This is a genomic window from Flavobacterium sp. (assembly GCF_043780635.1).
Taxonomy (GTDB): Bacteria; Bacteroidota; Bacteroidia; order Flavobacteriales; family Flavobacteriaceae; genus Flavobacterium.
Genome location: NZ_JAYWCK010000111.1, coordinates 24,166 through 47,660, shown reverse-complemented (window position 1 = coordinate 47,660; position 23,495 = coordinate 24,166). Strand labels below are relative to the sequence as shown.

The 23,495-nt window shown below is 35.3% G+C and carries 20 protein-coding genes, 2 tRNA genes and 1 pseudogene; 7 read left to right on the top strand and 16 right to left on the bottom strand.

From position 1 onward, the window contains the following. Positions 1–332: pseudogene (locus ACH2BV_RS10115) on the bottom strand (hypothetical protein); the annotation flags it as partial. A gap of 334 nt (positions 333–666) precedes the next feature. Between ACH2BV_RS10115 and ACH2BV_RS10110 the strand changes: the two are divergent. Continuing rightward, positions 667–1,857, top strand: a complete 1,191-nt coding sequence (locus ACH2BV_RS10110) for a PepSY-like domain-containing protein (protein WP_395050604.1) — start codon at positions 667–669, stop codon at positions 1,855–1,857. 594 nt (positions 1,858–2,451) lie between these two features. Here the strand turns inward: ACH2BV_RS10110 and ACH2BV_RS10105 are convergent. Next, positions 2,452–3,546: a DUF6544 family protein gene (locus tag ACH2BV_RS10105; RefSeq protein ID WP_395050603.1), complete on the bottom strand. Its 1,095-nt coding sequence runs from the start codon at positions 3,544–3,546 to the stop codon at positions 2,452–2,454. A gap of 732 nt (positions 3,547–4,278) precedes the next feature. Beyond that, positions 4,279–4,350 (bottom strand) — tRNA-Arg (locus ACH2BV_RS10100). 186 nt (positions 4,351–4,536) lie between these two features. On the opposite strand from ACH2BV_RS10100, the gene ACH2BV_RS10095 reads away from it, so the two are divergent. Next, on the top strand, positions 4,537–6,618 hold the full coding sequence (locus tag ACH2BV_RS10095) for a TonB-dependent receptor family protein (RefSeq protein ID WP_395050602.1): 2,082 nt from the start codon (positions 4,537–4,539) through the stop codon (positions 6,616–6,618). A gap of 21 nt (positions 6,619–6,639) precedes the next feature. On the opposite strand, the gene ACH2BV_RS10090 is transcribed toward ACH2BV_RS10095, so the two are convergent. The 4 genes from ACH2BV_RS10090 to rseP form a co-directional block, all read right to left on the bottom strand. Continuing rightward, positions 6,640–7,110: a c-type cytochrome gene (locus tag ACH2BV_RS10090; RefSeq protein ID WP_395050601.1), complete on the bottom strand. Its 471-nt coding sequence runs from the start codon at positions 7,108–7,110 to the stop codon at positions 6,640–6,642. A 1-nt stretch (position 7,111) separates the two neighbouring features. Further along, positions 7,112–8,227, bottom strand: a complete 1,116-nt coding sequence (locus ACH2BV_RS10085) for a PQQ-dependent sugar dehydrogenase (RefSeq protein WP_395050600.1) — start codon at positions 8,225–8,227, stop codon at positions 7,112–7,114. Positions 8,228–8,357: 130 nt separating this feature from the next. Next, a tRNA-Asn gene (locus tag ACH2BV_RS10080) sits at positions 8,358–8,431 on the bottom strand. 85 nt (positions 8,432–8,516) lie between these two features. Next, entirely contained in the window at positions 8,517–9,860 is a 1,344-nt protein-coding gene (rseP, locus tag ACH2BV_RS10075; RefSeq protein ID WP_395050599.1) for an RIP metalloprotease RseP, read from the bottom strand. 237 nt (positions 9,861–10,097) lie between these two features. On the opposite strand from rseP, the gene ACH2BV_RS10070 reads away from it, so the two are divergent. The 4 genes from ACH2BV_RS10070 (at position 10,098) to hflX (ending at position 14,864) form a co-directional block, all read left to right on the top strand. Beyond that, a complete protein-coding gene (locus ACH2BV_RS10070) occupies positions 10,098–11,168 on the top strand; it encodes an NADH:flavin oxidoreductase/NADH oxidase (protein WP_395050598.1) in 1,071 nt (356 codons plus the stop codon). Between the two features lies 1 nt (position 11,169). Beyond that, positions 11,170–12,213, top strand: coding sequence for a Gfo/Idh/MocA family oxidoreductase (locus ACH2BV_RS10065; RefSeq protein ID WP_395050597.1), 1,044 nt, complete (start codon positions 11,170–11,172; stop codon positions 12,211–12,213). 96 nt (positions 12,214–12,309) lie between these two features. Further along, the gene (locus tag ACH2BV_RS10060) at positions 12,310–13,521 is read left to right on the top strand and encodes an MFS transporter (RefSeq protein WP_395050596.1); all 1,212 of its coding nucleotides are present in this window, start codon (positions 12,310–12,312) and stop codon (positions 13,519–13,521) included. Positions 13,522–13,631: 110 nt separating this feature from the next. Beyond that, the gene (gene hflX / locus ACH2BV_RS10055; RefSeq protein WP_395050595.1) at positions 13,632–14,864 is read left to right on the top strand and encodes a GTPase HflX; all 1,233 of its coding nucleotides are present in this window, start codon (positions 13,632–13,634) and stop codon (positions 14,862–14,864) included. 14 nt (positions 14,865–14,878) lie between these two features. Here hflX and ACH2BV_RS10050 read toward each other — a convergent pair whose 3' ends face one another. The 5 genes from ACH2BV_RS10050 to ACH2BV_RS10030 all read right to left on the bottom strand — a co-directional run bounded on the left by ACH2BV_RS10050 (position 14,879) and on the right by ACH2BV_RS10030 (position 17,877). Further along, a complete protein-coding gene (locus tag ACH2BV_RS10050) occupies positions 14,879–15,382 on the bottom strand; it encodes a DUF2480 family protein (RefSeq protein WP_395050594.1) in 504 nt (167 codons plus the stop codon). Positions 15,383–15,468: 86 nt separating this feature from the next. After that, entirely contained in the window at positions 15,469–15,792 is a 324-nt protein-coding gene (locus tag ACH2BV_RS10045) for a DUF59 domain-containing protein (protein ID WP_395050593.1), read from the bottom strand. Between the two features lie 6 nt (positions 15,793–15,798). After that, complete coding sequence (locus ACH2BV_RS10040; protein WP_395050592.1) at positions 15,799–16,218, bottom strand: SufE family protein; 420 nt, start codon at positions 16,216–16,218, stop codon at positions 15,799–15,801. Continuing rightward, positions 16,218–16,652: a hypothetical protein gene (locus ACH2BV_RS10035; RefSeq protein ID WP_395050591.1), complete on the bottom strand. Its 435-nt coding sequence runs from the start codon at positions 16,650–16,652 to the stop codon at positions 16,218–16,220. Before ACH2BV_RS10035 ends, ACH2BV_RS10040 begins: the two co-directional genes overlap by 1 nt. Before the next feature lie 10 nt (positions 16,653–16,662). Then, positions 16,663–17,877, bottom strand: coding sequence for an aminotransferase class V-fold PLP-dependent enzyme (locus ACH2BV_RS10030; RefSeq protein ID WP_395050590.1), 1,215 nt, complete (start codon positions 17,875–17,877; stop codon positions 16,663–16,665). A 182-nt stretch (positions 17,878–18,059) separates the two neighbouring features. Here ACH2BV_RS10030 and ACH2BV_RS10025 point away from each other — a divergent pair, with 182 nt between their 5' ends. Beyond that, positions 18,060–19,403, top strand: coding sequence for a serine hydrolase domain-containing protein (locus tag ACH2BV_RS10025; RefSeq protein WP_395050589.1), 1,344 nt, complete (start codon positions 18,060–18,062; stop codon positions 19,401–19,403). 60 nt (positions 19,404–19,463) lie between these two features. Here the strand turns inward: ACH2BV_RS10025 and sufD are convergent, their stop codons facing one another. The 4 genes from sufD to ACH2BV_RS10005 all read right to left on the bottom strand — a co-directional run bounded on the left by sufD (position 19,464) and on the right by ACH2BV_RS10005 (position 23,452). Next, the gene (gene sufD / locus ACH2BV_RS10020) at positions 19,464–20,780 is read right to left on the bottom strand and encodes a Fe-S cluster assembly protein SufD (protein ID WP_395050588.1); all 1,317 of its coding nucleotides are present in this window, start codon (positions 20,778–20,780) and stop codon (positions 19,464–19,466) included. 73 nt (positions 20,781–20,853) lie between these two features. Further along, entirely contained in the window at positions 20,854–21,606 is a 753-nt protein-coding gene (gene sufC, locus ACH2BV_RS10015; protein ID WP_395050587.1) for a Fe-S cluster assembly ATPase SufC, read from the bottom strand. Between the two features lie 31 nt (positions 21,607–21,637). Then, positions 21,638–23,086, bottom strand: a complete 1,449-nt coding sequence (gene sufB / locus ACH2BV_RS10010) for a Fe-S cluster assembly protein SufB (RefSeq protein ID WP_395050586.1) — start codon at positions 23,084–23,086, stop codon at positions 21,638–21,640. 36 nt (positions 23,087–23,122) lie between these two features. Then, positions 23,123–23,452, bottom strand: a complete 330-nt coding sequence (locus tag ACH2BV_RS10005) for a HesB/IscA family protein (protein WP_395050585.1) — start codon at positions 23,450–23,452, stop codon at positions 23,123–23,125. Between the last annotated feature and the right edge of the window lie 43 nt (positions 23,453–23,495).

Below are 23,495 nucleotides of genomic sequence, written 5' to 3'. Positions count from 1 at the left end.
TCACCTAAAATCCCCATTCTTTTGGAATACAGATTGCCATAAAAAGCAATAATTCTATTGTAAGGCAATATTGCGCCAGACAATGGATATGGCGCTTTTACAGGCCATTTTCCAGTAGTGTCACTATTACTTAACGCCAGCATTTTTTTGTTATAGTCAGCAGTGTCAATTTTGAGGTTTGCGATTTTGGATTTTGAGCTATCAATCACAGTTTTTTTGGTAGCTTTTTCAATTTTTACATCTTTTGCTTTACTATTATTGCAACTGCTTACAAAAAGCAAAGAGGAAAGAAGAAATATATTTAGTATAAATGTATTCGAGAACTGTTTCATAAAGAACTAATTAATATATGATGTAAAGATAGGCTAAATACCTGCTTTTATTTAAACCATTAAGGTGACTTTAAGATTTGAATGAATAAAAGTTCAATTTCGGAATGATTTTCTTGTGTTTCAAAGAAGGAATTAGTCAATAACAATTGGAAGATCCTTTTTATGAATATTTAGCACTTAATTTATTATAATCATTAATCAAAAAAAAAATTCAAAATATGGTAGGGTAATTTAATTTCTAATTGTTATATACATATAACAAGCAATAATGTTAAACTAAAAAACTGTTGAATAATATGGCATAATTTTTACCTAACCCATAAATTTTTTACAAATGAACACAATTCAAAAAGCCCTTTTCACAGTAGTATTGTCATTAGTATTATTCAGTTGTACTAACAACGATTCAGTTTCACCAGCAGCACAGACCTCAGCTGTTGCTTCAACTTATGAAGTAGTGTCTGCCGCTGCTTTACCGTCTACGATATCTACTTACATTGCATCGAAGTATGCAGGATCTACTACAACTGAAGTGAACTTGAATGCGGATGGAACTTATGTAGCTTATGTCACTTTGGCTCCCGGAGCAACAGCAAAAATGAGTAATGTTATAGCTAAATTAAATTTTACAGCCAGAGGTATTTTAGTGTCTACAAAAACAGAAACACCAGTTGCAGTTTCTGATTTATTGCCTGCAATAAAGACTTATATCTCTGTCAATTACGCAGGTGCTACGATAAATGTTGCCCATTCAGAAACCGGCGGAAGTTTTGATGTTTTAATTACTGCTGCAGATGGAAGCAAAATCAAATTGGATTTTACAGCCGATGGCACATTTGAATCTGCACGAGTTTTTAGAATAAATGGGAATCACAAACACAATCATGCCGGTATTCAAACACCAGTCGCCATTGCAGACTTAGTGGCAAGTATAACAACGTATATTACTACAACTTATGCAGGAGCTACAATTACTTCGGCTCACAAAGAGTCTGACGGTAGTTTTGATGTGTTTATTACTACTGCTGCAGGCGCTAACCTGAACCTAAATTTTAGTGCTACCGGCGAATTTGTTTCGGTAAGTTCTAATGGGAATAATGATTCCAATCACGAAACTCCAGTTGATGTCGCAGACCTATTGGCAGAAATTACCACTTATATCACAACAAATTATGCAGGCGCAACTATTACATCGGCAGAAAAAGATTGGAACGGTGGATTTGAAGTACATATTAATACAGCTGCAGGAGTTAGATTAGAATTGAATTTTACCAGCACTGGTACATTTGTTGTGGGCTCTGATTCTAATAACAATCATATGTCAGGAACAGTTTCAGTTATCATACAAGATTTAATAAACAACATCAAAACCTACATCACTAACAATTATGCCGGAGCGACTATAAAAGAAGCTCATTTAGAATCTGACGGAAGTTATGATGTTACAATTACTACTGCCGCTGGAATTAAATTAAAATTAAACTTCAGTGCTACTGGAGTTTTTGTTAGCGTGAAAACTGTTTAATAGAAAGTAATCCTATTATATTTAAAAAAGACCATCAGTGCGCTGATGGTTTTTTTAATTCCTTTTTAGTGCGTACTTGAAGACTTAACCCGAATAGAATTAAGAATAAAAATGGAATTGAAGTTGTAATAAAGTAAACGAAGTCTTTCAAACAAAAAAGGCTATCATTCCTGATGGCTTTTCTGCTTTTGCTCCCCGTATTGCCAGTAGCTGCAGCTGGAATTCATAAATTTAATACATAATTATAATAAAATTAAGGAGTTAACTTTTTATCATTCTAAAAGATAACCACCCTTTCATAAATTTACCTTTATTGAATGTGAGATTTTTGTAATAAACTCTCTCTATCTAATAAGTTCAAATTAGTTTGAAGCCGCATCGTTCAAGTAAAGAATAAATTATTTGTTTTAATATGTGTTCAAATTATTCCCAACTGGTTTTTATAAGATTTGTGCGACTTAAAAACCGAAAATTTTTAGGACGCAGCAATACTATTATTGAATGTTTGTCAGTTTGTGCTAAATCCGATTTGAGCATAAATTTTATACATTGTTAGCGGCTGATATTTATATTTCACATTCATTTTGATTCAATTTAATCATTGTCTTTGCAGTTATATTTTATCTTGATGAGTTTGAAAGTCCCATAAACTAAATCTCTATCGGCATAACTGTATATTGTCTCCGCATTTCCCATCAGTTTGTACCCATTTATTTCTTGATAATCTTTCAAAGGTGTTGCCCAAGGGAATTGTTTTCCTGTAACACCGGCATAGCGGTCATCAGAAATAAAGTTTATTAGTTCGCCTTTGTCATTAAAATATAGCCATGCAAAAACTGTTATATTGTTATTCGTAAAAGATGCCTTCACTTTATTACTTCCAATCTCTAACCACTTTATTCGCTTGTCAATGAGTGTTGGTGGAGCCACGACACACATGTCATTAAAAAAGGTAACCGTCTCCGACAAATTCATTTCAGCACCGTCCTGATACTGCACTTTGAATAATGAAAACAGTCTGATGTCCATAATTGCAATTCCATTCTTAAAGAAGTGATAACCTCCAATTGGCAGACCTTTCATTATTGCTTTCATAAAAAATAGGCGGGTTGGAGTTTCCATAAAGTTATACTGTTCACAATTAAATGGCATCCATTCTGATTGTTCGTCCTTTCTGATTTTGCCAGTAAATTCTATTTTGAAATTATTCACTTTGGGTTTACCAATAGAACCTGTATAACGAAGATATTTTTTTACTGGTTCCGGCAAGTGTTGAATGTCTGTTTCGGTCAGTTCGGAATTTCGAAAATACTCTTTTTGTTGCAAAGCAGTTTTTACATCATTTTGATATTTATTATAGTAACTCCATGTGCCAAATCCGATGATGGATCCGATAAGAATAATCACATTTACAACTGTTCCGAACTTCGCAACGTGCCAGAAGAATATAATCAGAACTTGAGAGGTCACCAATGCAACAAATCCAAAAAACCACCAATAACTATTGTTTAAGGTAAACATTATCGCTGTTATAACAAAAAAGATAAATGCAAGTAGCCAAATCACGCCAAAAGGTATTGAAATAGTTTGTGTAAGTTGTTTTACTTCTGAAAGTCCAAATGCTTTAACAAAGCCAAGTAAATGGATAAGTCCATGAACTATAACGAGTATTAAAAATGCAATTCTCATAATTATCTATTTTTTGTTATTGTTTATTTCATTCTTGCCGATAGAGAGATGTTATAAGATTTGTGCGACTAGAAAATCATATATTTTTCGGTTGTAGCAAATCGTTAGTTGAATATTTGTCAGGTATTTAGTTTAAAAGTAAGCATAAATTTATGAGGTGTTGTCGACCGTTTTTTATATAAAATGGTTTTTAAAAATAGTTCGTATCAAAACTATTACTAGTCCAACTACATAGATTGTTGTAAAAACTAACTTGTTATTTTTAGCTAGCCAATTCGGAAGAAAGATATCGAAATTGTCTTTTTCAGAATTTGAATATTTTCTTGCTAATAGGGTCAATGGGCAAAACATTTTGAAAATTAATAGAACTATTCCCTCTAAGATAATCAATCCTATACCAATCCAAGTATACGTATTAATTTTGTCAAAAATTCCAGAATATAAAATATAGAAAATGACAGCTACAAAAAATAGCCAGATTAAAGTATGTGTCAATTTTATTGCGAGAAGTTTATTTGGTTGATTCATTTCTTAAGAATTAAAATGACGTAGAACGGGATTTTATAAGATTTGTGCGACTGGAAAATTAGAGATTTTCAGGTCGTAGCAAATTGCTTTTCGAATGTTAATCGTTTTGTATTCAGCTTAAAATTAAGTACAAAATTAATATAATTTTAGCAACTCCTTATCTTATGTATACTAAGGATTGATAAGGAGGCTATAATTTTGTAGTAGCCCCGCCGAGAATCGAACTCGGATCAAAAGTTTAGGAAACTCCCATTCTATCCGTTGAACTACGGGGCTGCAAATAATTTTTGTTGTGAGGTATTTATTAAAAATTCGTTTTTTGTAAGTAATTAAGAAGTAGGGTAAAATTAAGGATTATTTTTTCATAAGAAAGTTATATCAAATAAATTATATAATTAATGATGAGAATTAAAAATGAACTAAATTCGTTAGTATTATAATCAATACTAAATGGTGAAGTTAATGATTAAATATATCCTTTTCAGTTTCCAATTTCTATTTGTTTTATTTAATGTTTTCCCTCTTTTTAGCCAAGTACAAAAAGATACGATAGCGCTTTCTGAAATAACCTTAGAGGCTTCCCCCATAAAAAATAAACTTCAAAATTCCGCCTCTTCCGTTTCGGTTATTAGCAGAATCGATATCCATAAAACCGATGGCATTGTTCTTACTCCGGTTTTGAATAAAATTCCCGGGGTGTATATGCAGCAAGGCGCTTTGAATACTAATAGAATTACCATTCGTGGAATTGGAGCTCGCATACCCTACGGAACGAGTAGGATTAAAGCCTATTTTGATGGGATTCCAATAACTTCGGCTGAGGGAGAAACTGTCATTGAAGACATTGATGTGGCATCTATTGAAAAAATAGAAATCATAAAAGGACCCAACTCAACCAGTTTTGGATCCGGATTAGGAGGTGTGTTGCATTTGTTTTCAAGAGAAACACCTGCGAGGGAATCTTTTGGAAAATACACTACAACTTTTGGTGATTTTGGTTTGTTGCAACAACGTCTTTCGGCAGCTTATAGTGATATTCATTCAAATTTATATTCTAGTTATTCTGATTTACAAAATGAGGGATATAGGACAAATAGTTCCTACGACAGGAAAAATTTTAATTTGTTTGGTAAACAAAAAATTGCCGCAAAAGGGAGTTTGTCTTTTATAGGGATGTATACCAAACTAAAAGCCTACATTCCAAGTTCTTTGAGTGAAAAGGATTTTAATAACAATCCTGAAAAGGCTGCTGCTACTTGGAATGCTGCTCAAGGATTTGAATCGTACAATAAATTTATGATGGGATTGGGCTATGACCATCAATTTTCGAAAAAATGGTCTTTAAATTCAAGTATTTTTTCTAATGTCAAAGAGGCTTACGAAGCGAGACCATTTGATATTTTGGACGAAAACACGCGTTCATTGGGACTTCGTTTGAACATAAATTATAAAGATAGAATGCTTTCTTTGCCTTTTGAATTGAGTTTTGGAAGCGAAATGACTACTGAAAATTGCGAATATTCCCTTTCTGAAAATTTGTATCTAACACAGCCTGGAAACGGAAGCATCCAAGGGAATCAGTTCAGTGCCATTAACGAAAAAAGGAATTACAGTAATTATTTTTTACAAATGGAATTTTGGCCAACAAAAAAGCTGCATTTAGAGACTGGGATTGCCCTTAATACAACCAAGTATTCTTTAAAAGATGTTTTTCAAACCAATGCTGAAAGTCAAAACCATACTTTTGGCTCTATTTGGTCACCACGAATTGGACTTTCGTATAAAGTGGGGAACTTAAAAAACATATATGCTTCAGTAAGCAAAGGATTTTCGGTTCCCTCAGTTGCTGAAACACTAACGCCAGCAGGTCAAATTAATACGGATTTGCAACCAGAAATTGGTTGGAACTACGAAATTGGATTCAAGGGAAATTGGTTAGACAATAAATTATATACTGAAGCAGCCCTTTTTAGCACACAAATAGAAAATTTAGTAGTCGCTAGACGCACCGCCGATGATCGATATGTGGGAGTTAATGCTGGTTCGAGTTCTCATCCAGGCGTTGAATTTATTGTCAATTATAAAGTTTTGGAATCTAATAATTTTCAAATCACGCCTTATTTTTCAGGAGCCATAAATCATTTTAAATTTAAGGATTTTGTAGATGGAGATGCTGATTATTCCGGAAACCAACTTACAAATGTTCCCAATAAACAATTGAATTTTGGACTGGATGTATACACTAAATGGGGATTTAGTGTTACTGCCTCATACCGAACCACAGGCAGAATTCCCATGAATGATGCTAATACAAAATACACGAACAGCTTTTCTTTACTCGATATTAAGACAACCTATGCTTTCAAGGTGCTTAAAATTCTGAAAACCGAATTGACTGCAGGTGTTAATAATGCATTGAATGAAAAATACGCGGCAAGTATTGTGCCCAACGCTCTAGGTTTTGGCGCTGTTCCGCCAAGATATTATTATCCTGGCAATCCAATAAATTATTATGGAGGCGTATCGATTTCTTGTCTTTTTTAATAAAAAATCTTGTGCACTACTTTATTGTTTAATAGCTTCAACTTGTTTGAGGCTGATCATTTTGTGGTGCTTGTTGCTCCAGGAGTTCCTAATATAATTCATTACATCGGCAACTTCCTGATTAGACAATCCCATGGGAGTCATAGTGTTGTTGAATTTTTCCCCATTAACTATTATTTCCCCAGTTTGTCCAAATTTCACGGCATGAATACTTTGATTTACATTCTTACTCAGCCAATTAGAACCATCCAAGGGAGGGAAATTCTTTTCTTCTCCTTTGCCATTCGCCATGTGACATTGAATACAAAAATCCATATACACTTCTTTCCCTTTTACAATACTTTTTTCTAGGGCCGTTTTTTCTTGAACTATTTTTGCTACAGATAAGCCATTATTTTCTTTGTAGAAATCATCAGGAGATTTTAAATTTAAAAAGTAAAAAGTGTAGAATAGCAATGCCGTATATCCTAAAATATATTTTATTGTTACCATACTAATTAGGGATGATTTTAAGAATTCCTTTTCCTTCTACCCCAATATAAATATAACCATCCGGACCTTGTGCCACGTTTCGTAAACGTCCGATGTCGGTGCCAATTTTTTGTCTTCCAATGATTGTATTGTCTTCCAATTTTACTAATTCCAAGTATTGGAATTTTAAAGAACCTACTAGTAAATGTCCTTTCCATTCCGGATAGCGATCACTAGTCACAAAAGCCATTCCGCTTGGCGCAATAGAAGGAAGCCAATAGTAAATGGGTTTTTCAATACCTGGTTTTTCAGTTTCGGTGCTAATCGTAGTTCCGTCATAATCGATACCATAGGTAACGACCGGCCACCCATAATTAGCTCCTTTCTTAATAATGTTAATTTCATCTCCTCCTTTAGGCCCATGTTCATGTTCCCAAATGTCGCCAGTTATAGGATGTATTGCCAGACCTTGCGGATTCCTATTTCCATAGCAATAAATAGCTTCTTTGGCCTCTTTTTGCCCTACAAAAGGATTGGTTGCAGGAATACTTCCGTCGTCATTTAATCGGTATATTTTTCCGTTGTCACGAGTGATGTCTTGAGGGTTTACAAAATGATTCCCTCTTTCTCCAGCCGAGAAAAAAAGAAACCCGTCTTTATCAAAGACAATTCGGGAACCAAAATGCTGCCCTTTAGTAGTGTTTGGACCCGCTTTATACAGAGATTCAATTTGTGTCAAGCCTCCGTTTTCCAATTTGGTGCGAATGAGTTTGGTATTGCCTCCCTCGCCTTCTCCCTCAGAGGACGCATAAGTAATGTAGATCCATCCATTTTGAGCATAGTTAGGATGTACGGCAATATCAAGTAAGCCACCTTGTCCTCTGTTGTATACTTTTGGTACATTTTTAATTTCGCTTTTCACACCGTTTACAATTTGATATAAAACACCGCTTTTTTCGGTAACTAACATTGATCCGTCAGGAAGCCAAGCCATTCCCCAAGGAATTGGAATTCCAGAGGCCACCGTTTCAATAGTATAATTTTTCACCTCGTCTTGAATAGCTATGTCATTTTGTTTTTCTTGTGCCATACAACTTATGAAAAGAAAAAAAAGTAGTAATGATGTGTATTTAATCATGATTTTGCTTTTTAAGTTTTTGTTTTTTAAGATCATTTGTTACGAAGATACAAAAAGAGGATAAAAAAATTATTTGATTATTGGTGAAAACCAAAAAAGGCTATCATTTCTGATAGCCTTTCTGCTTTTGCTCCCTCTCTTGGGCTCGAACCAAGGACCCTCTGATTAACAGTCAGATGCTCTAACCAACTGAGCTAAGAAGGAAAGTGTGTTTTCACTTTTAAAGCGGTGCAAATATAGGGCTTAATTTTTTTGAAGCAAATAAAATCTATAAAAATTTTAATTTATTTTAACGTCCCACAATCGCCTTGTAAATATCGTTCCCATTAGCAAACAATAACAAAGTTATAAGTAGAAAGAAACCAACCATTTGAGCGTTCTCTAGGAACTTGTCGCTTGGTTTTCTGCCGCTAATCATTTCGTATAATAAAAAGATTACATGACCACCATCAAGCGCCGGAATAGGCAATAAATTCATCACACCAAGCATTATTGACAATAAAGCGGTGATATTCCAGAACACTTCCCAGCTCCAAGTGCTAGGAAAAATATCAAATATGGCTTTAAAACCACCCACGCCTTTGTAAGCGCCCGTGTCTGGATTGAAAATCGCTTTAAGCTGTTTTCCGTAACCTACTAATTGGTTTTTCCCTTTCTCAATTCCCACAGGAAAAGCTTCAAAGAAGCTATATTCTTGCGTGCTGAATTTATAAAGACCTAGTTTTTCAAGGCTTTTAATGCTTACAGAAGCGGGAATTATCCCTAATTTGCCGTCCTTGTTGATATTAATTTTTACTGGGACTTCTTTTTCATCTCTTAAAACAACAGCATCAACAGTCTTGTTTTTATTGTTTTTTAAAATTTCAACAACTTGATCAGAATATTTTGTTGGCTCACCATTAAGGGATTTGATAATGTCTTTTGGTAAAAGCACTGTTTTATTTGCAGATGAATCAAGGACTTTTCCTATTGCAAAAGGTTCTCTCCATCCAATAAAAGGTCGTTTTTCACCTTTCAATACTTTGTCGATTAAATCAACAGGGAAATTTATGGTTTGTTCAGCTCCATCACGTACAATCAGCGCTGATTTTGAAAACAAGAGTTTCATTGGAATCTCGTCAAAATGTGCTATTTTTTCGCCATCAATAGCAATTATTTTATCTCCAGTTTTGAATCCTAACTCTTCTCCAACAGTACTGGTAACGGCAATTCCATCTTTCAATTCCGAATTATTGAGGTACATATCGCCATAAGCATAAGCCATTCCAATATAAATCACAAAAGCCAAAATGAAGTTTACAATAACGCCACCTAGCATAATAATCAATCGTTGCCAAGCCGGTTTTGAACGAAATTCCCAAGGTTGAGGAGGCAAAGCCATTTGTTCTTTGTCCATACTTTCGTCAATCATTCCAGATATTTTTACATAGCCACCAAGAGGCAACCAGCCAATTCCATACTCGGTTTCGCCAATTTTCTTTTTAAACAAAGAATATTTTATGTCAAAAAACAAATAGAATTTTTCTACTCGTGTTTTAAATATTTTGGAAGGAATAAAATGTCCTAATTCGTGAAGTATAATCAGTAATGATAAGCTCAATAAAAATTGAGAAAGTTTGATAACTATTTCCATTTCTTTGTCATTGCGAGGAACGAAGCAATCTCATCCTCTTTATTAATTTAATTTGTATAGCGCACAAAAGTAAGGTTTTCTATTATAGTTGCAAAGGTTTACTTTTAGCTAAGACGATAAAAATTTGTTAATAAATGCCCCTTTTCCTTTTTTACTTTACCATATGTGTCTTAACTTTACTTTTTGTTACAAAATATTGTGCAGTATTGAACTATTCTACCTTTAAAAATCAAAAATATGTCTTCCAAATTATTTTCACCTTTACAAATAAAAAACATCACATTCAAAAACAGAATTGCTATTTCGCCAATGTGCCAATATTCCGCTGAAGATGGCTTTACCAATGATTGGCATCTAGTACATTTAGGCAGTCGAGCCACAGGCGGTGCGGCATTAATCATTCAGGAAGCAACCTCAGTTTCTCCCGAAGGCCGAATTTCTCCCGGTGATTTAGGTATTTGGAAAGACGAACATATAGAAAAAATGCAAGCCATCAACAGATTTATAATTGGACAAAATTCAATTCCTGGAATTCAGTTGGCACACGCCGGAAGAAAAGCAAGCGCTGCAATTCCTTGGAAAGGAAATATAAAATTGGATGAAACCAATGGAGGTTGGGATACGGTTGCACCATCAGCTGTTCCTTTTCATTCCAATGAAAAACTTCCAATTGCATTGGACAAAACAGGAATCCAGAAAGTAATTTCAGATTTTAAATCAGCAACCAAAAGAGCTTTAAAAGCGGGTTTTGAAGTTGTCGAAATCCATGCAGCACACGGTTATTTGTTGCACCAGTTTATGTCACCTTTGTCTAATTTCAGGACAGACGAATATGGAGGCAGTTTCGAAAACAGAATTCGTTTGCTGCTTGAAGTTCTCGAAGCTGTTCAATCCGAATGGCCTATGGATTTGCCGTTATTCATCAGAATCTCTGCGACAGATTGGGCAGAAGGTGGATGGAATATCGACGAATCGGTTCAACTTTCGAAAATTGTAAAAGAAAAAGGAGTGGATTTAATCGATGTTTCTTCAGGCGGATTGGCAACCCATCAGCAAATTCCATTGGAACCCAATTATCAAGTTCCATTTGCCGAAAGAATCAAAAAAGAAACCGGAATTTTGACTGGTGCGGTAGGTTTAATTACTGAAGCCTCTCAAGCGGAAGAAATCATTGCCACCGGAAAAGCAGATATGGTTTTATTCGCCAGAGAATCCTTGAGAGATCCAAACTTGGGATTGAATTTTGCCAAAGAACTTGGTGTCGATGTACAATGGCCTATACAATATGAAAGAGCAAAAAGAAAATAATATGCAAAAAATAAAAACAGCGCTTTTGTCTTACGGAATGTCCGGGAAAGTTTTTCACGCGCCATTTTTGACAATTCATCCAGGTTTTGAACTAATGGGTTCTTGGGAAAGAAGTAAAAAATTGATACAGCAAGATTATCCTGAAGTCATAAGTTATCCAACTTTAGAATCTATTTTACAGAACGATTCTATTGATTTGGTTATTGTAAATACTCCCGTTGCGACTCATTTTGAGTACGCCAAAAAAGTTTTGCTAGCCGGAAAACAAGCTGTTGTCGAAAAAGCATTCACGACCACGGTTGCCGAAGCGCAGGAATTAGCAACTTTGGCAAAAGAAAAAGGATTGAAATTGGCGGTTTTCCAAAATAGGAGATGGGACAGTGATTTCAAAACCGTAAAAAAAATTATTGATGCTAATTTGTTGGGAGAAATAGTCGAAGCTGAGTTTCATTTTGACCGTTATAATCCTATTTTGAGTCCAAAACAACACAAGGAAACTGCTAATTCAGGCGCTGGAATTCTAAAAGATTTAGGGCCACATTTAATTGACCAAGCCTTGTTTTTGTTTGGCTTGCCTAATGCTGTTTTCGCGGATATTCGAATTACTAGAGCGCATTCATTGGTGGATGATTATCTCGATATTTTGCTTTATTATCCTGATTTTAGAGTGCGATTGAAAGCCGGTTTTTTTGTTCGAGAAGCAATTCCTTCTTATGTCGTTCACGGCCAAAAAGGATCTTTTCTAAAACCGCGTGGTGACGTGCAGGAAGATAATTTAAAACTGGGAATGAAACCAAATTTAACTTCTTGGGGAACAGAATCCGATGAAAATCGAGGACTTTTGCACACGGAAATCAATAGCAAAATTATCAAAGAAAAAGTATCAACGCTTCAAGGAAATTATTACGATTTTTTTGAAGGAGTGTATCAATCTATTGCTAATGACAAACCTGAACCTGTAACTGCTCAAGACGGCGTAAACGTGATGCAAATTATTGAAGTGGCTATTCAAAGTAGTGAGCAAAAGAAAGCGATAAATTTATAAACAATAACGATATAAAATTCTGTTAACAGCATCAATAGCAAAAGGGTAAGCTTGATTGTTGTATTTTTGTGCCTTTTAATTTTAATTACTATTCGTTTGACAGATTTAGATTTTTTAAGCAGTTTTAAAGCTAAGGGAAAATACAAGAAAACATACCAAAATGCCAAAGCTTCGTATTTGACGAGAATTCGTTGGGCAGTGTCGATGTTTTATTTTGGTATGGGTTTGTGTTTTGCCACCTGGGCAAGCCGAATTCCACATATCAAAGCCGATTTACACTTAAGTGATGGCGAATTAGGAACGATTTTATTTGCTTTGCCATTAGGACAGTTAACGATGATGCTTTTTTCCGGTAAACTGGTTACTCGTTTTGGCAGCCACCGCATTCTTCCTTTTTCTACGTTACTATATGCTTTTAGTTTGACTAATATAGGATTAGCTCAAAACGCGTGGCAATTGGGACTTGGGCTATATCTATTTGGGGTTTTCGGAAACTTATCAAATATTTCTATAAATACTCAAGGAGTTTATACCGAAGGACTTTTCAAAAGAACGATTATGTCTTCTTTTCATGGCGTGTGGAGTTTGGCCGGGTTTACGGGTGCTTTAGTAGGCTTGGGAATGTTATCCCTGAATCTAGCCACGTATACGCATTTTTTAATTGTTGCTGCAATCGTACTTTTGCTCGTTGCTTTTAACTTCAAATTTTTGATTAAGGCCAAAGAAATTCCCCGACAAGAAAAGAAAAAAGGATTCAGAAAACGCGACAAGTCACTAATTTTGTTGGGAATAATTGGTTTTTGTAGTATGGCAAGCGAAGGCATTATGTTCGATTGGAGCGGGGTTTATTTCAAAGACGTTATCAAAGTTCCCGGTTCCTTGGTTATTTTGGGATATACTTCTTTTATGATTATGATGGCAAGCGGTCGATTTTTTGGTGATGGTTTAATTAATAGATTTGGACGAAAAAAAGTGATGCAAATCAGTGGGATTATGATTTCATCAGGTTTATTTACCGCAGTAATTTTTCCATTCATAGTTCCTTCAACTATCGCTTTTATGGTTGTAGGACTGGGCGTTTCTACCATTATACCGACTCTTTATAGCATTGCGGGAAAACATCCAACAATCCCAACAGGCGAAGCTTTGACAGCTGTTTCCAGTATAAGTTTCTTGGGCTTTTTAATGGGACCGCCAATCATTGGTTATATTTCTGAATTATTTGGCTTGCGATTTTCATTCGCCTTTATTGGTATTTTTGGATTTATGATTGCATTGATGGTGTCCAGAATTAAGGCAATCGAATAGTTTCTATTCGGTTATAGTTTTGTGTTGTTCCAAAAAGTTGACTAATTTTTATAAACCCATTCCCCCATAAGTCCCTTGCAAATCGTTAAATTTGCATCTTATTAAAAGTTATGTTAGAAAAAGAAACAATAAATTTCGAAAAAACAGCCATTGTCGGCATCGTTACCCAAAATCAAAGCGAAGAGAAACTCAACGAGTATCTTGATGAATTGGAGTTTTTGACTTTTACCGCTGGAGGTCAAGTTGTGAAACGCTTTTCGCAAAAAATGGAACGTCCCAATCCCAAGACTTTCGTTGGAACTGGAAAAATAGAAGAAATCAATCTTTTTGTAAAAGAAAATGAGATTTCGACCTTGATATTTGATGATGAATTAACGCCTTCCCAACAAAAAAATATTTCCAAAATTATAGATTGCAAAATCTTGGACAGAACCAATCTTATCTTAGATATTTTTGCCCAAAGAGCCGAAACTTCTTATGCCAGAACGCAAGTAGAATTGGCACAATGTATCTATTTGTTGCCAAGATTATCGGGTCTTTGGACACACTTGGAACGTCAAAAAGGTGGAATTGGGATGCGTGGACCTGGTGAAACCGAGATTGAAACCGACAGACGAATTGTTCGCGATAGAATATCATTGTTAAAAGATAAAATTAAAGCGATAGACAAACAAATGGGTGTTCAACGCAGCAATCGTGGCGCTATGGTTCGTGTGGCTTTGGTGGGTTATACCAATGTTGGGAAATCGACTTTGATGAATGCCATTGGGAAAAGTGATGTTTTTGTAGAGAACAAGCTTTTCGCCACTTTGGACACAACGGTTCGAAAAGTGGTGATAAAAAACTTGCCTTTTCTGTTATCTGACACCGTAGGATTTATTCGAAAACTGCCAACACAATTGGTTGATTCTTTCAAAAGTACGCTTGATGAGGTTCGTGAAGCCGATTTGTTATTGCACGTTGTTGATATTTCACATCCTGAATTCGAAGATCATATCGCATCAGTAAATCAAACTTTATTGGACATAAAAGCGAATAACAAACCAGTAATTATGGTTTTCAATAAAATTGATGCTTATAAACATTTGACCATCGATGAAGACGATTTAATGACTGAAAAAACGCCAAGACATTTTACACTCGAAGAATGGAAAACAACTTGGATGCATCGTGTGGGTGAAGAAAACGCTTTGTTTATTTCGGCAACAGAAAAAGAAAATTTCGAGGAATTAAGAGAACGTCTTTATGAAGCCGTGCGACAAATTCACATCACCCGTTTTCCGTATAACAAGTTTTTGTATCCGGATTATAAGGATGCTGTTGAGAAAGAAGAGAAAGAATAGAATCAGAAGAAATTTTATTTTTTCTTAAAAAGCGGTACCGCTGAACACGCTTCGCCGTACATAATACTTCTGGCAAAAGGCTGCAGATAGTGTGCCGCCAAAATATAAGCACGCATTGGAACTGGTTTTTTCGAACAACCTTTTATAATTACTGCCTTGTTCTCATAAACCGAATAATCTATTTTAGATAGTATTTCTTCATATAAAGATGAATCCAAATCTTCAATTGTTCCGTTCACGATTTTCTTGGCAAAAGGAGCCAATTGCACAGCAACCAAAATAGATGCCCAAGCGGGAACAATAGCATCAGTGCTACAATTGATAGCCACATATTGGTCTTGGTATTGTGACCAATTGTGGTTTTTAAGATGCTCTCTAAAGTCTTTTTCTTTCAATAAAAATCCTTCAAGAAGCCAACCAGAAATATCAATTTGCGCCCGAATTCCCTTTGGATAATAATCTTCAAGATCGAAAACTTCCAAGGCGCTATTAGCAACTTTATTTACAATTTCTTCCATTTTTTAAATATTCAGTGGTCAGTAATCAGTGGTCAGTAATCAGCTACTAACTGAATACTAAAAGACTGAACACTGAACACTTTTTACTAAAGCATTCCCAGTTCTAATTTTGCTTCCTCGCTCATTAAATCTTTGCTCCATGGTGGATCAAATGTGATTTCCACTTCGGCACCTTTTACATGCTCAATAGATTTAACTTTCTCTTCAACTTCTCTTGGCAAACTTTCTGCAACAGGGCAGTTTGGAGATGTTAGTGTCATCAGGATTTTTACTTCATAATCAGTACTTACCATTACGTCATAAATCAATCCTAATTCGTAAATATCTACAGGAATTTCTGGGTCGTAGATGGTTTTTAATTTAGCTACAATATCAATTCCTAATGTGTTTGTGTCAATTACTTGTTCCATAATTTTTTATTTATTTGCATCGAATGCCAATGCGTACATTTTTATATTTTTTATCATCGAAACCAAACCATTGGCTCGTGTTGGTGACAAATGCTCTTTTAAACCAATTTTGTCAATAAAATCCATATCAGCATTCAGAATATTCGAAGCCTTTTGGTTTGAGAAAACCCGAATTAATATGGCAATTATTCCTTTGGTCAAAATGGCATCACTATCAGCGGTGAAAACTATTCTATCGTCTTTTTGTTCTCCTTTTAGCCACACTTTTGACTGGCATCCTTTGATGATATTGTCATCGGTTTTGAATTCTTCTTGAATTAAAGGTAAGTTTTTACCCAAATCAATAATATACTCATAGCGTTGCATCCAATCGTCAAACATTGAAAACTCGTCTACTATTTCTTCTTGTATTTCTTTAATTGTCATTATTCTTTTTTAGCAAAGGTATTTATTTTATCAACTAATTTTTTGATTTCTGCTGGCGGATAACCATGATCAAAAGATTCGGTTTCATAATTCTTGTCTTTATAAACAACTTTCAAATTCGCTATAGCAGCACCATCGTAAAAACGTTTTTCAGTTGGAGCTTTTAAAGTTGCTATTTTATTTAATTCGAAACTTTCAAAATAACCGACCAATTCCTTCCAATCTTTATCCGAAATTTTTGTTGCAGCAGCTTTGTTATTACCGCTTCTATCTTTCGAAACTGAAACCATTTGATCTTGGATTGTTATCTTCTGATAAAAACCTCTGGTATTGGCAGTATATTCCAAAACAGCTGTTTTCAAGTCATTTTTGTTTTGACCTTCACAACTTTTGCTAAGGAAAACACTCAATAAAATTACTGTGAATAGTTTCATTTTTTTATTTTTAAGATAACATTAGTTGCGCTTTTTTAACAGCTTCTACCATAACGTCAATTTCTTCCTTGGTATTATAAAATGAAAACGAAGCTCGAATGGTTCCCGGAATTTTAAAAAAATCCATAATGGGTTGTGCGCAATGATGTCCCGTTCTCACAGCTATTCCCAATTTATCTACAATCGTTCCAATATCATACGGATGAATTTCACCAACATTAAACGAAATCACCGATGTTTTTTCCTTGGCTGTGCCAAAAATTTTCAAACCTTCAATTTCCAATAATTTTTGTGTTCCGTATTCTACCAATTCTTTTTCCTGTTGTTGAATATTGTCAAAACCAACAGAATTCAAATAATCAACTGCGGTTCCCAAGACAATTCCACCAGCAATATTCGGCGTTCCTGCTTCAAATTTATGCGGTAAATCGGCATAAGTCGTCTTCTCAAAAGTCACTTCCTTAATCATTTCGCCACCACCTTGATAAGGAGGTAATTTGTTGAGCCAAGCTTCTTTTCCGTATAAAATTCCGGTTCCTGTAGGACCACACATTTTGTGTCCGGAAAAAACGTAAAAATCACAATCTAATTCCTGAACATCGGGTTTTAAATGGGGAACTGCTTGCGCTCCGTCAATCAAAATCGCAGCGCCAAATTCGTGCGTTTTATCAATCATATATTTCACGGGATTGATAGTTCCTAAAGCATTTGAGATGTGATTCACCGTCACGATTTTGGTTTTATCCGATAATAATTTATCGAATTCGGCCATAATCAATTCTCCGTTTTCATTCATTGGAATTACTTTCAAAACAGCTCCAGTTCGTTCGCACAACATTTGCCAAGGCACAATATTACTGTGATGTTCCATTGCCGAAACTAAAACTTCGTCACCTGATTTTAATAGCGAAGCAAAACCATTGGCAACAGCATTAATTCCATGTGTCGTTCCCGAAGTAAAAATAACTTCGTGAGCAAATTTTGCATTAATATGACTTTGAATTTTAGCACGCGAAACTTCATAAGCATCGGTGGCTAATTGACTCAAAGTATGTACACCGCGATGGATGTTGGCATTGATTTCCTGATAATATTTGGCAATCGCATCAATCACGATTTGAGGCTTTTGATTGGTTGCGCCGTTGTCAAAATAAACCAATGGTTTCCCGTTTACAGTTCTTGAAAGTATTGGAAAATCGGCTCTAATTTTATTTATATCTAACATTTTGTTATTTAGAAAAGTTCTAAATACAAAAGTAATATATTTGAAACACTTTATCAGCAAACATTTGTTAATATATCCTAACTTTTCTCATACAATATAAGGCATTTAAATTCATTTAAGGGCGCTTGAATTTTTTTATTCTTATATTTTCTTAACTTGCATTCTCTTGTAATTACCTACGTATGAAAAAAATATTCAAATTCCTTGCTCTTGCTCTTTTTGTTTTTTTAATTTACTTTGTCTACATTAATTATCCTCTGGATTTACTCTCCGGCTTTTCAGCCAAAAGCGTGGCTTCAGGACATTTTATTGACAATCGTTCCCAAGAAATGATTGAAAATGGTGATAATGACTTTCTACCCATAAAATTAGCGAGTAACAAAATTGACGAAAACGGAAAATTCGCAACGGCTACTGTTTATGGATTAAAACAACGGAAAGCGATTTACCGTGAGGGTTTAGGAGCAACATTAATCAATGATGATTTTGATGTTTCAAAACCGTATAAAGTTCCAAAAAGAACAAAAATTTCAACTAATTTACCTTTTCCGTATGGTAACATTGAACCGAAGGATACGGTTTTTGCAAATGTTGATTATGTAAAATTGAATGCGGCTGTTGCCAATGCTTTTGATATAATAGGCGAAAAAAAGAAAAGAACACGAGCAGTTTTGGTCATCTATAAAGACAAAATTATTGCCGAAAAATATGACACGGGTTTCAATAAAAATTCTAAAATTTTGGGTTGGTCTATGACCAAAAGCGTTACTGCCACGATTTTTGGAATCTTGCAAAAACAAGGAAAAATCGATGTTTCGAAACCAGCTCCAATTGCTGAATGGAGAAATGATGAACGTGCAACTATTACTATTTCCGATTTGCTGCATATGAACTCAGGCTTGGAATGGAAGGAAGATTACAGCAAGATTTCGGACGTGACAAAAATGCTTTTCTATGATGCTGATATGTCAAAATCCCAAATCAACAAACCACTGGTTGGAGTGACGAATGCTTCTTGGTATTACTCTTCAGGAACTACAAATTTACTGTCGGGAATTTTGAGGAATCAATTCAAAACGCATCAGGGCTATCTTGATTTTTGGTATTCGGCTTTAATTGATAAAATCGGGATGAACTCAATGCTTATTGAAACGGATATGGCGGGAAATTATGTTGGTTCGTCTTATGGTTGGGCAACAGCACGTGATTGGTCTAAACTTGGTTTATTGTATTTGCACAAAGGCAATTGGAATGGTGATCAATTATTTAATAAAAGTTGGGCAAAATATGTTTCGACTCCAACTAATGGTTCCAAAGGGAAATATGGTGCACATTTTTGGCTTAATGCCGGCGGAAAATTTCCTGATGTACCAAGAAATATGTTTTATTGCAGCGGTTATCAAGGACAAATGGTCGCCATTTTCCCAAGCCACGATTTAGTAATTGTGCGAATGGGTTTGAAAGAAGATCCTGATTTTGATTTTAATGGATTGTTGAGTGGGATTGTGGGGAGTTTAAAGAAATAAAAAAACCCGACAGATTTTTGAAATCCGTCGGGTTTTTAAAATTATAATTAACTACTAATACTACAAATCAAATCCAATTTTAACGCCTAATTTCAAGGCGATAATCTTGGTGATTCGTTGTTTTATTTCTGGTATTTTGATGTTTTCGATTACGGCATTCGAGAAGGCGTACATCAATAATGCTTTAGCTTCTTTCTTTGGAATTCCACGTTGTTGCATATAGAACATTGCGGTTTCATCAAGTTGTCCAACCGTGCAACCGTGAGAACATTTTACGTCATCGGCAAAAATTTCCAATTGTGGTTTGGCATTTATCGTTGATTTATTGCCCAATAAAATGTTGTTGCTTTTTTGGAAAGCATTGGTTTTTTGAGCATCTTTTTCCACATATACTTTTCCGTTGAAAACACCTGTTGAATTATCAGAAAAAATTCCTTTATAGTCTTGGAAACTTTCGCAATTTGGCGCAGCGTGATGCACTAAAGTGTAATGATCCACGTGCTGTTTTTCGCCAATGATGGTGATTCCGTTTAAGGTGCTGGTCAATCTTTCGCCAAAATGGTAAAAATTCAAGTTGTTTCGAGTCAGATTTCCTCCAAAAGAGAAAGTGTGAACAGAAACGTGGCTTTCTTGTTTTTGGGAAACGTAAGTATTGTCAATTAGATTGGCTGCGTGATTGTCGTTCTGGATTTTATAATAATCTACAATAGCACGTTTTTGTGCAAAAATCTCAGTAACCGAATTGGTCAAAACGGGATTTTCATTCAAACTTTGATGTCTTTCAATGATTTGAACGTGTGAATTTTCGCCAACAATAACCAAATTTCTGGGTTGTACCATAAGTGCAGCTTCAGTTCCTGTAGAGAAATACATAATCTCGATAGGTTTTCGAGCTACAGTCTTTTTTGGGATATTGATGTAGGCTCCTTCATTGGCGAAAGCCGTATTTAACGAAGTCAAACTCTCGTCTTTGCTTGCAATTTGATTAAAATAAGTATCAATTACCATTTTATATTTTGGCTTGTTCAATGCCGATGACATCAAGCAAACATCAATTCCTTCGTGAGTGGTAGAAGACAAATTAGAACTAAATACACCATCAATAAAGACTACTTTGTAAGTGTCAATTTCGTGGATGAAATATTTTTTTACATCTCTAAACTCAATTGAATTTTCGTGTTTTGGAAATACAGTAAAGTCATTTTTCAGGATGGCATTTAGCGAAGTATATTTCCAGGATTCTTCTTTTTTAGTTGGGAAACCTTTGTTTTCAAAGTTTTTTATAGCCGAAGTTCTCACATCGTGAAGTTCTGAATGAACATCAATTTGCTCTTCGAAAGCCATAAAAGACGAAAGTAATTTTTCTTTTAATTCCATTATTGGTAGTTATAAGTTATGAGTTATAAGTTATGAGTTTTGCAAACTGCAAACTGTAAACTGCAAACTATTTTTACGCTTCTTGTTCTAGTTTGATCCAGTCGTATCCTTTTTCTTCAAGCTCGTGAGCCAGTTCTTTGCCTCCGGATTTTACAATTTTTCCGTTATATAATACGTGAACAAAATCAGGAACGATATAATCCAATAATCTTTGGTAGTGTGTGATAACAACGATGGCGTTTTTGTCGCTTTTCAATTTGTTTACACCATTGGCAACAATACGCAAGGCGTCAATGTCAAGACCAGAATCGGTTTCATCAAGGATGGCCAATTTTGGTTCCAACATTGCCATTTGGAAAATCTCGTTACGTTTTTTCTCACCACCTGAAAAACCTTCGTTTAAAGAACGAGACAAAAATTTACGGTCGATTTCTAACAATTCTGATTTTTCACGAATAAATTTCAGCATTTCATTTGCCGGCATTTCTTCGAGTTTGTTGGCTTTACGAGTTTCGTTGATCGCAGTTCTCATAAAGTTCGTTACCGAAACTCCTGGGATTTCAACTGGATATTGAAACGATAAGAATACTCCTTTATGTGCTCTTTCTTCTGGAGCCAATTCAGAAAGATCTTCTCCGTCCAACGAGATTTCGCCTTCAGTCACTTCGTAATTTTCGTTTCCGGCAATGATGGAAGCAAGCGTACTTTTTCCGGCACCGTTTGGTCCCATAATCGCGTGAATTTCTCCAGCTTTTACTTCAAGGTTGATTCCTTTAAGGATTTCTTTGTCTCCAATGGAGGCGTGTAAATTTTTTATTGATAACATTTTTCGAATGTGTTTTATACTTTGTTTATTTTTAACCTACTGAACCTTCAAGTGAAATTTCCAACAATTTCTGTGCTTCAACTGCAAATTCCATTGGTAATTTATTCAATACATCTTTACTGAAACCATTCACGATTAAAGCGATTGCTTTCTCGGTTGGAATTCCACGTTGATTGCAATAGAAAACTTGGTCTTCACCAATTTTACTTGTCGTGGCTTCGTGTTCTATTTTGGCTGAAGGATTTTTACTTTCGATGTAAGGAAAAGTATTGGCACTGCAATTATTTCCCATTAATAAGGAATCGCATTGCGAAAAGTTTCTTGCATTGTCTGCATTTGGACCTACTTTTACCAATCCTCTATAACTATTGTGTGATTTTCCAGCAGAAATTCCTTTGGAAATAATCGTTGATTTTGTGTTTTTGCCAAGGTGAATCATCTTGGTTCCGGTATCGGCTTGTTGGAAATTATTAGTTACAGCAATCGAATAAAATTCGCCCACCGAATTATCGCCTTTTAAGATACAAGATGGATATTTCCAAGTTACGGCAGAACCTGTTTCGACTTGAGTCCAAGAAATTTTTGCGTTTTTTTCACACAAACCTCTTTTGGTTACAAAATTGAAAACTCCGCCTTTTCCTTCCTTGTTTCCAGGATACCAGTTTTGAACGGTAGAATATTTGATTTCGGCATCGTCCATTGCGATAAGTTCAACAACTGCAGCGTGCAATTGATTTTCATCACGACTTGGAGCGGTACAACCTTCAAGATAGGAAACATAACTACCTTCGTCCGCAATCAGCAATGTTCTCTCGAATTGTCCGGTTCCGGCTTGATTGATACGGAAATAAGTCGAAAGTTCCATTGGACAACGAACGCCTTTTGGAATATAACAGAAACTTCCGTCAGAGAAAACAGCCGAATTTAATGCTGCATAGAAATTATCTTTTTGCGGCACAACAGTTCCAAGATGTTTTCGAACTAATTCTGGATGTTCACGAATCGCTTCTGAAATCGAACAAAAAATAATCCCTTTTTCGTTCAGGGTTTTCTTGAATGTTGTCGCTACTGAAACAGAATCAACTACAATATCCATAGCAACATTATTCATCATTTTTTGCTCATCAACAGATATCCCTAATTTTTTATACATTTCTAAAAGTTCAGGATCTACATCGTCCAATGATTTATTAGGATCTATAGCTTTTGGAGCAGAATAATAGGAAATGGCCTGAAAATCAGGTTTTGGATAATGCACATTTGCCCATTCTGGTTCTTTCATTTGTTCCCAAGCACGAAAAGCCTCGATGCGCCAATCGGTCATCCATTGTGGCTCTTCTTTTCTGTGGGAAATGGCACGAACAATGTCCTCGTTCAAACCTATAGGAAAAGTATCCGATTCTATATCAGTATAAAATCCGTACTCGTATTCTTTGCTTTCGAGTTCAACTCGTAAATGGTCTTCGGTGTATTTTGACATTTTTTTATTGTTTATTATACCCTGAAAGGGTTAATATTATAGAGAAAACGATTCTCCGCAACCACAAGTTCTACTTGCGTTTGGGTTATTGAAAACAAAACCTTTTCCGTTTATACCTCCAGAGAATTCGAGAATTGTTCCGGCTAAATAGAGAAACGATTTTTTCTCCACGGCAATTGTTATCTCGTTATCCACAAAAATTTTATCGTCTTCGCCTTTAGTTTTGTCAAACTTCAAATCGTAAGACAATCCGGAACAACCGCCGCTTTTCACGCCGACTCTCACGTAGTCAATTGCAGCATCAAAACCATCATCTTTCATTAAATCGATGATTTTCTTTTTGGCAGTATCAGAAACCTTTATCATAGCTTATATAGAATTTGTCTAAATAGAGCACAAAGATATCACA

What these genes read in the sequence shown, in the direction of transcription:
- ACH2BV_RS10110 (WP_395050604.1), top strand. Translation starts at nt 667, where the DNA reads ATGAACACAATTCAAAAAGCCCTTTTCACAGTAGTATTGTCATTAGTA.
- ACH2BV_RS10105 (WP_395050603.1), bottom strand. Translation starts at nt 3,546, where the DNA reads ATGAGAATTGCATTTTTAATACTCGTTATAGTTCATGGACTTATCCAT.
- ACH2BV_RS10095 (WP_395050602.1), top strand. Translation starts at nt 4,537, where the DNA reads ATGATTAAATATATCCTTTTCAGTTTCCAATTTCTATTTGTTTTATTT.
- ACH2BV_RS10090 (WP_395050601.1), bottom strand. Translation starts at nt 7,110, where the DNA reads ATGGTAACAATAAAATATATTTTAGGATATACGGCATTGCTATTCTAC.
- ACH2BV_RS10085 (WP_395050600.1), bottom strand. Translation starts at nt 8,227, where the DNA reads ATGATTAAATACACATCATTACTACTTTTTTTTCTTTTCATAAGTTGT.
- rseP (WP_395050599.1), bottom strand. Translation starts at nt 9,860, where the DNA reads ATGGAAATAGTTATCAAACTTTCTCAATTTTTATTGAGCTTATCATTA.
- ACH2BV_RS10070 (WP_395050598.1), top strand. Translation starts at nt 10,098, where the DNA reads ATGTCTTCCAAATTATTTTCACCTTTACAAATAAAAAACATCACATTC.
- ACH2BV_RS10065 (WP_395050597.1), top strand. Translation starts at nt 11,170, where the DNA reads ATGCAAAAAATAAAAACAGCGCTTTTGTCTTACGGAATGTCCGGGAAA.
- hflX (WP_395050595.1), top strand. Translation starts at nt 13,632, where the DNA reads ATGTTAGAAAAAGAAACAATAAATTTCGAAAAAACAGCCATTGTCGGC.
- ACH2BV_RS10050 (WP_395050594.1), bottom strand. Translation starts at nt 15,382, where the DNA reads ATGGAAGAAATTGTAAATAAAGTTGCTAATAGCGCCTTGGAAGTTTTC.
- ACH2BV_RS10045 (WP_395050593.1), bottom strand. Translation starts at nt 15,792, where the DNA reads ATGGAACAAGTAATTGACACAAACACATTAGGAATTGATATTGTAGCT.
- ACH2BV_RS10040 (WP_395050592.1), bottom strand. Translation starts at nt 16,218, where the DNA reads ATGACAATTAAAGAAATACAAGAAGAAATAGTAGACGAGTTTTCAATG.
- ACH2BV_RS10035 (WP_395050591.1), bottom strand. Translation starts at nt 16,652, where the DNA reads ATGAAACTATTCACAGTAATTTTATTGAGTGTTTTCCTTAGCAAAAGT.
- ACH2BV_RS10030 (WP_395050590.1), bottom strand. Translation starts at nt 17,877, where the DNA reads ATGTTAGATATAAATAAAATTAGAGCCGATTTTCCAATACTTTCAAGA.
- ACH2BV_RS10025 (WP_395050589.1), top strand. Translation starts at nt 18,060, where the DNA reads ATGAAAAAAATATTCAAATTCCTTGCTCTTGCTCTTTTTGTTTTTTTA.
- sufD (WP_395050588.1), bottom strand. Translation starts at nt 20,780, where the DNA reads ATGGAATTAAAAGAAAAATTACTTTCGTCTTTTATGGCTTTCGAAGAG.
- sufC (WP_395050587.1), bottom strand. Translation starts at nt 21,606, where the DNA reads ATGTTATCAATAAAAAATTTACACGCCTCCATTGGAGACAAAGAAATC.
- sufB (WP_395050586.1), bottom strand. Translation starts at nt 23,086, where the DNA reads ATGTCAAAATACACCGAAGACCATTTACGAGTTGAACTCGAAAGCAAA.
- ACH2BV_RS10005 (WP_395050585.1), bottom strand. Translation starts at nt 23,452, where the DNA reads ATGATAAAGGTTTCTGATACTGCCAAAAAGAAAATCATCGATTTAATG.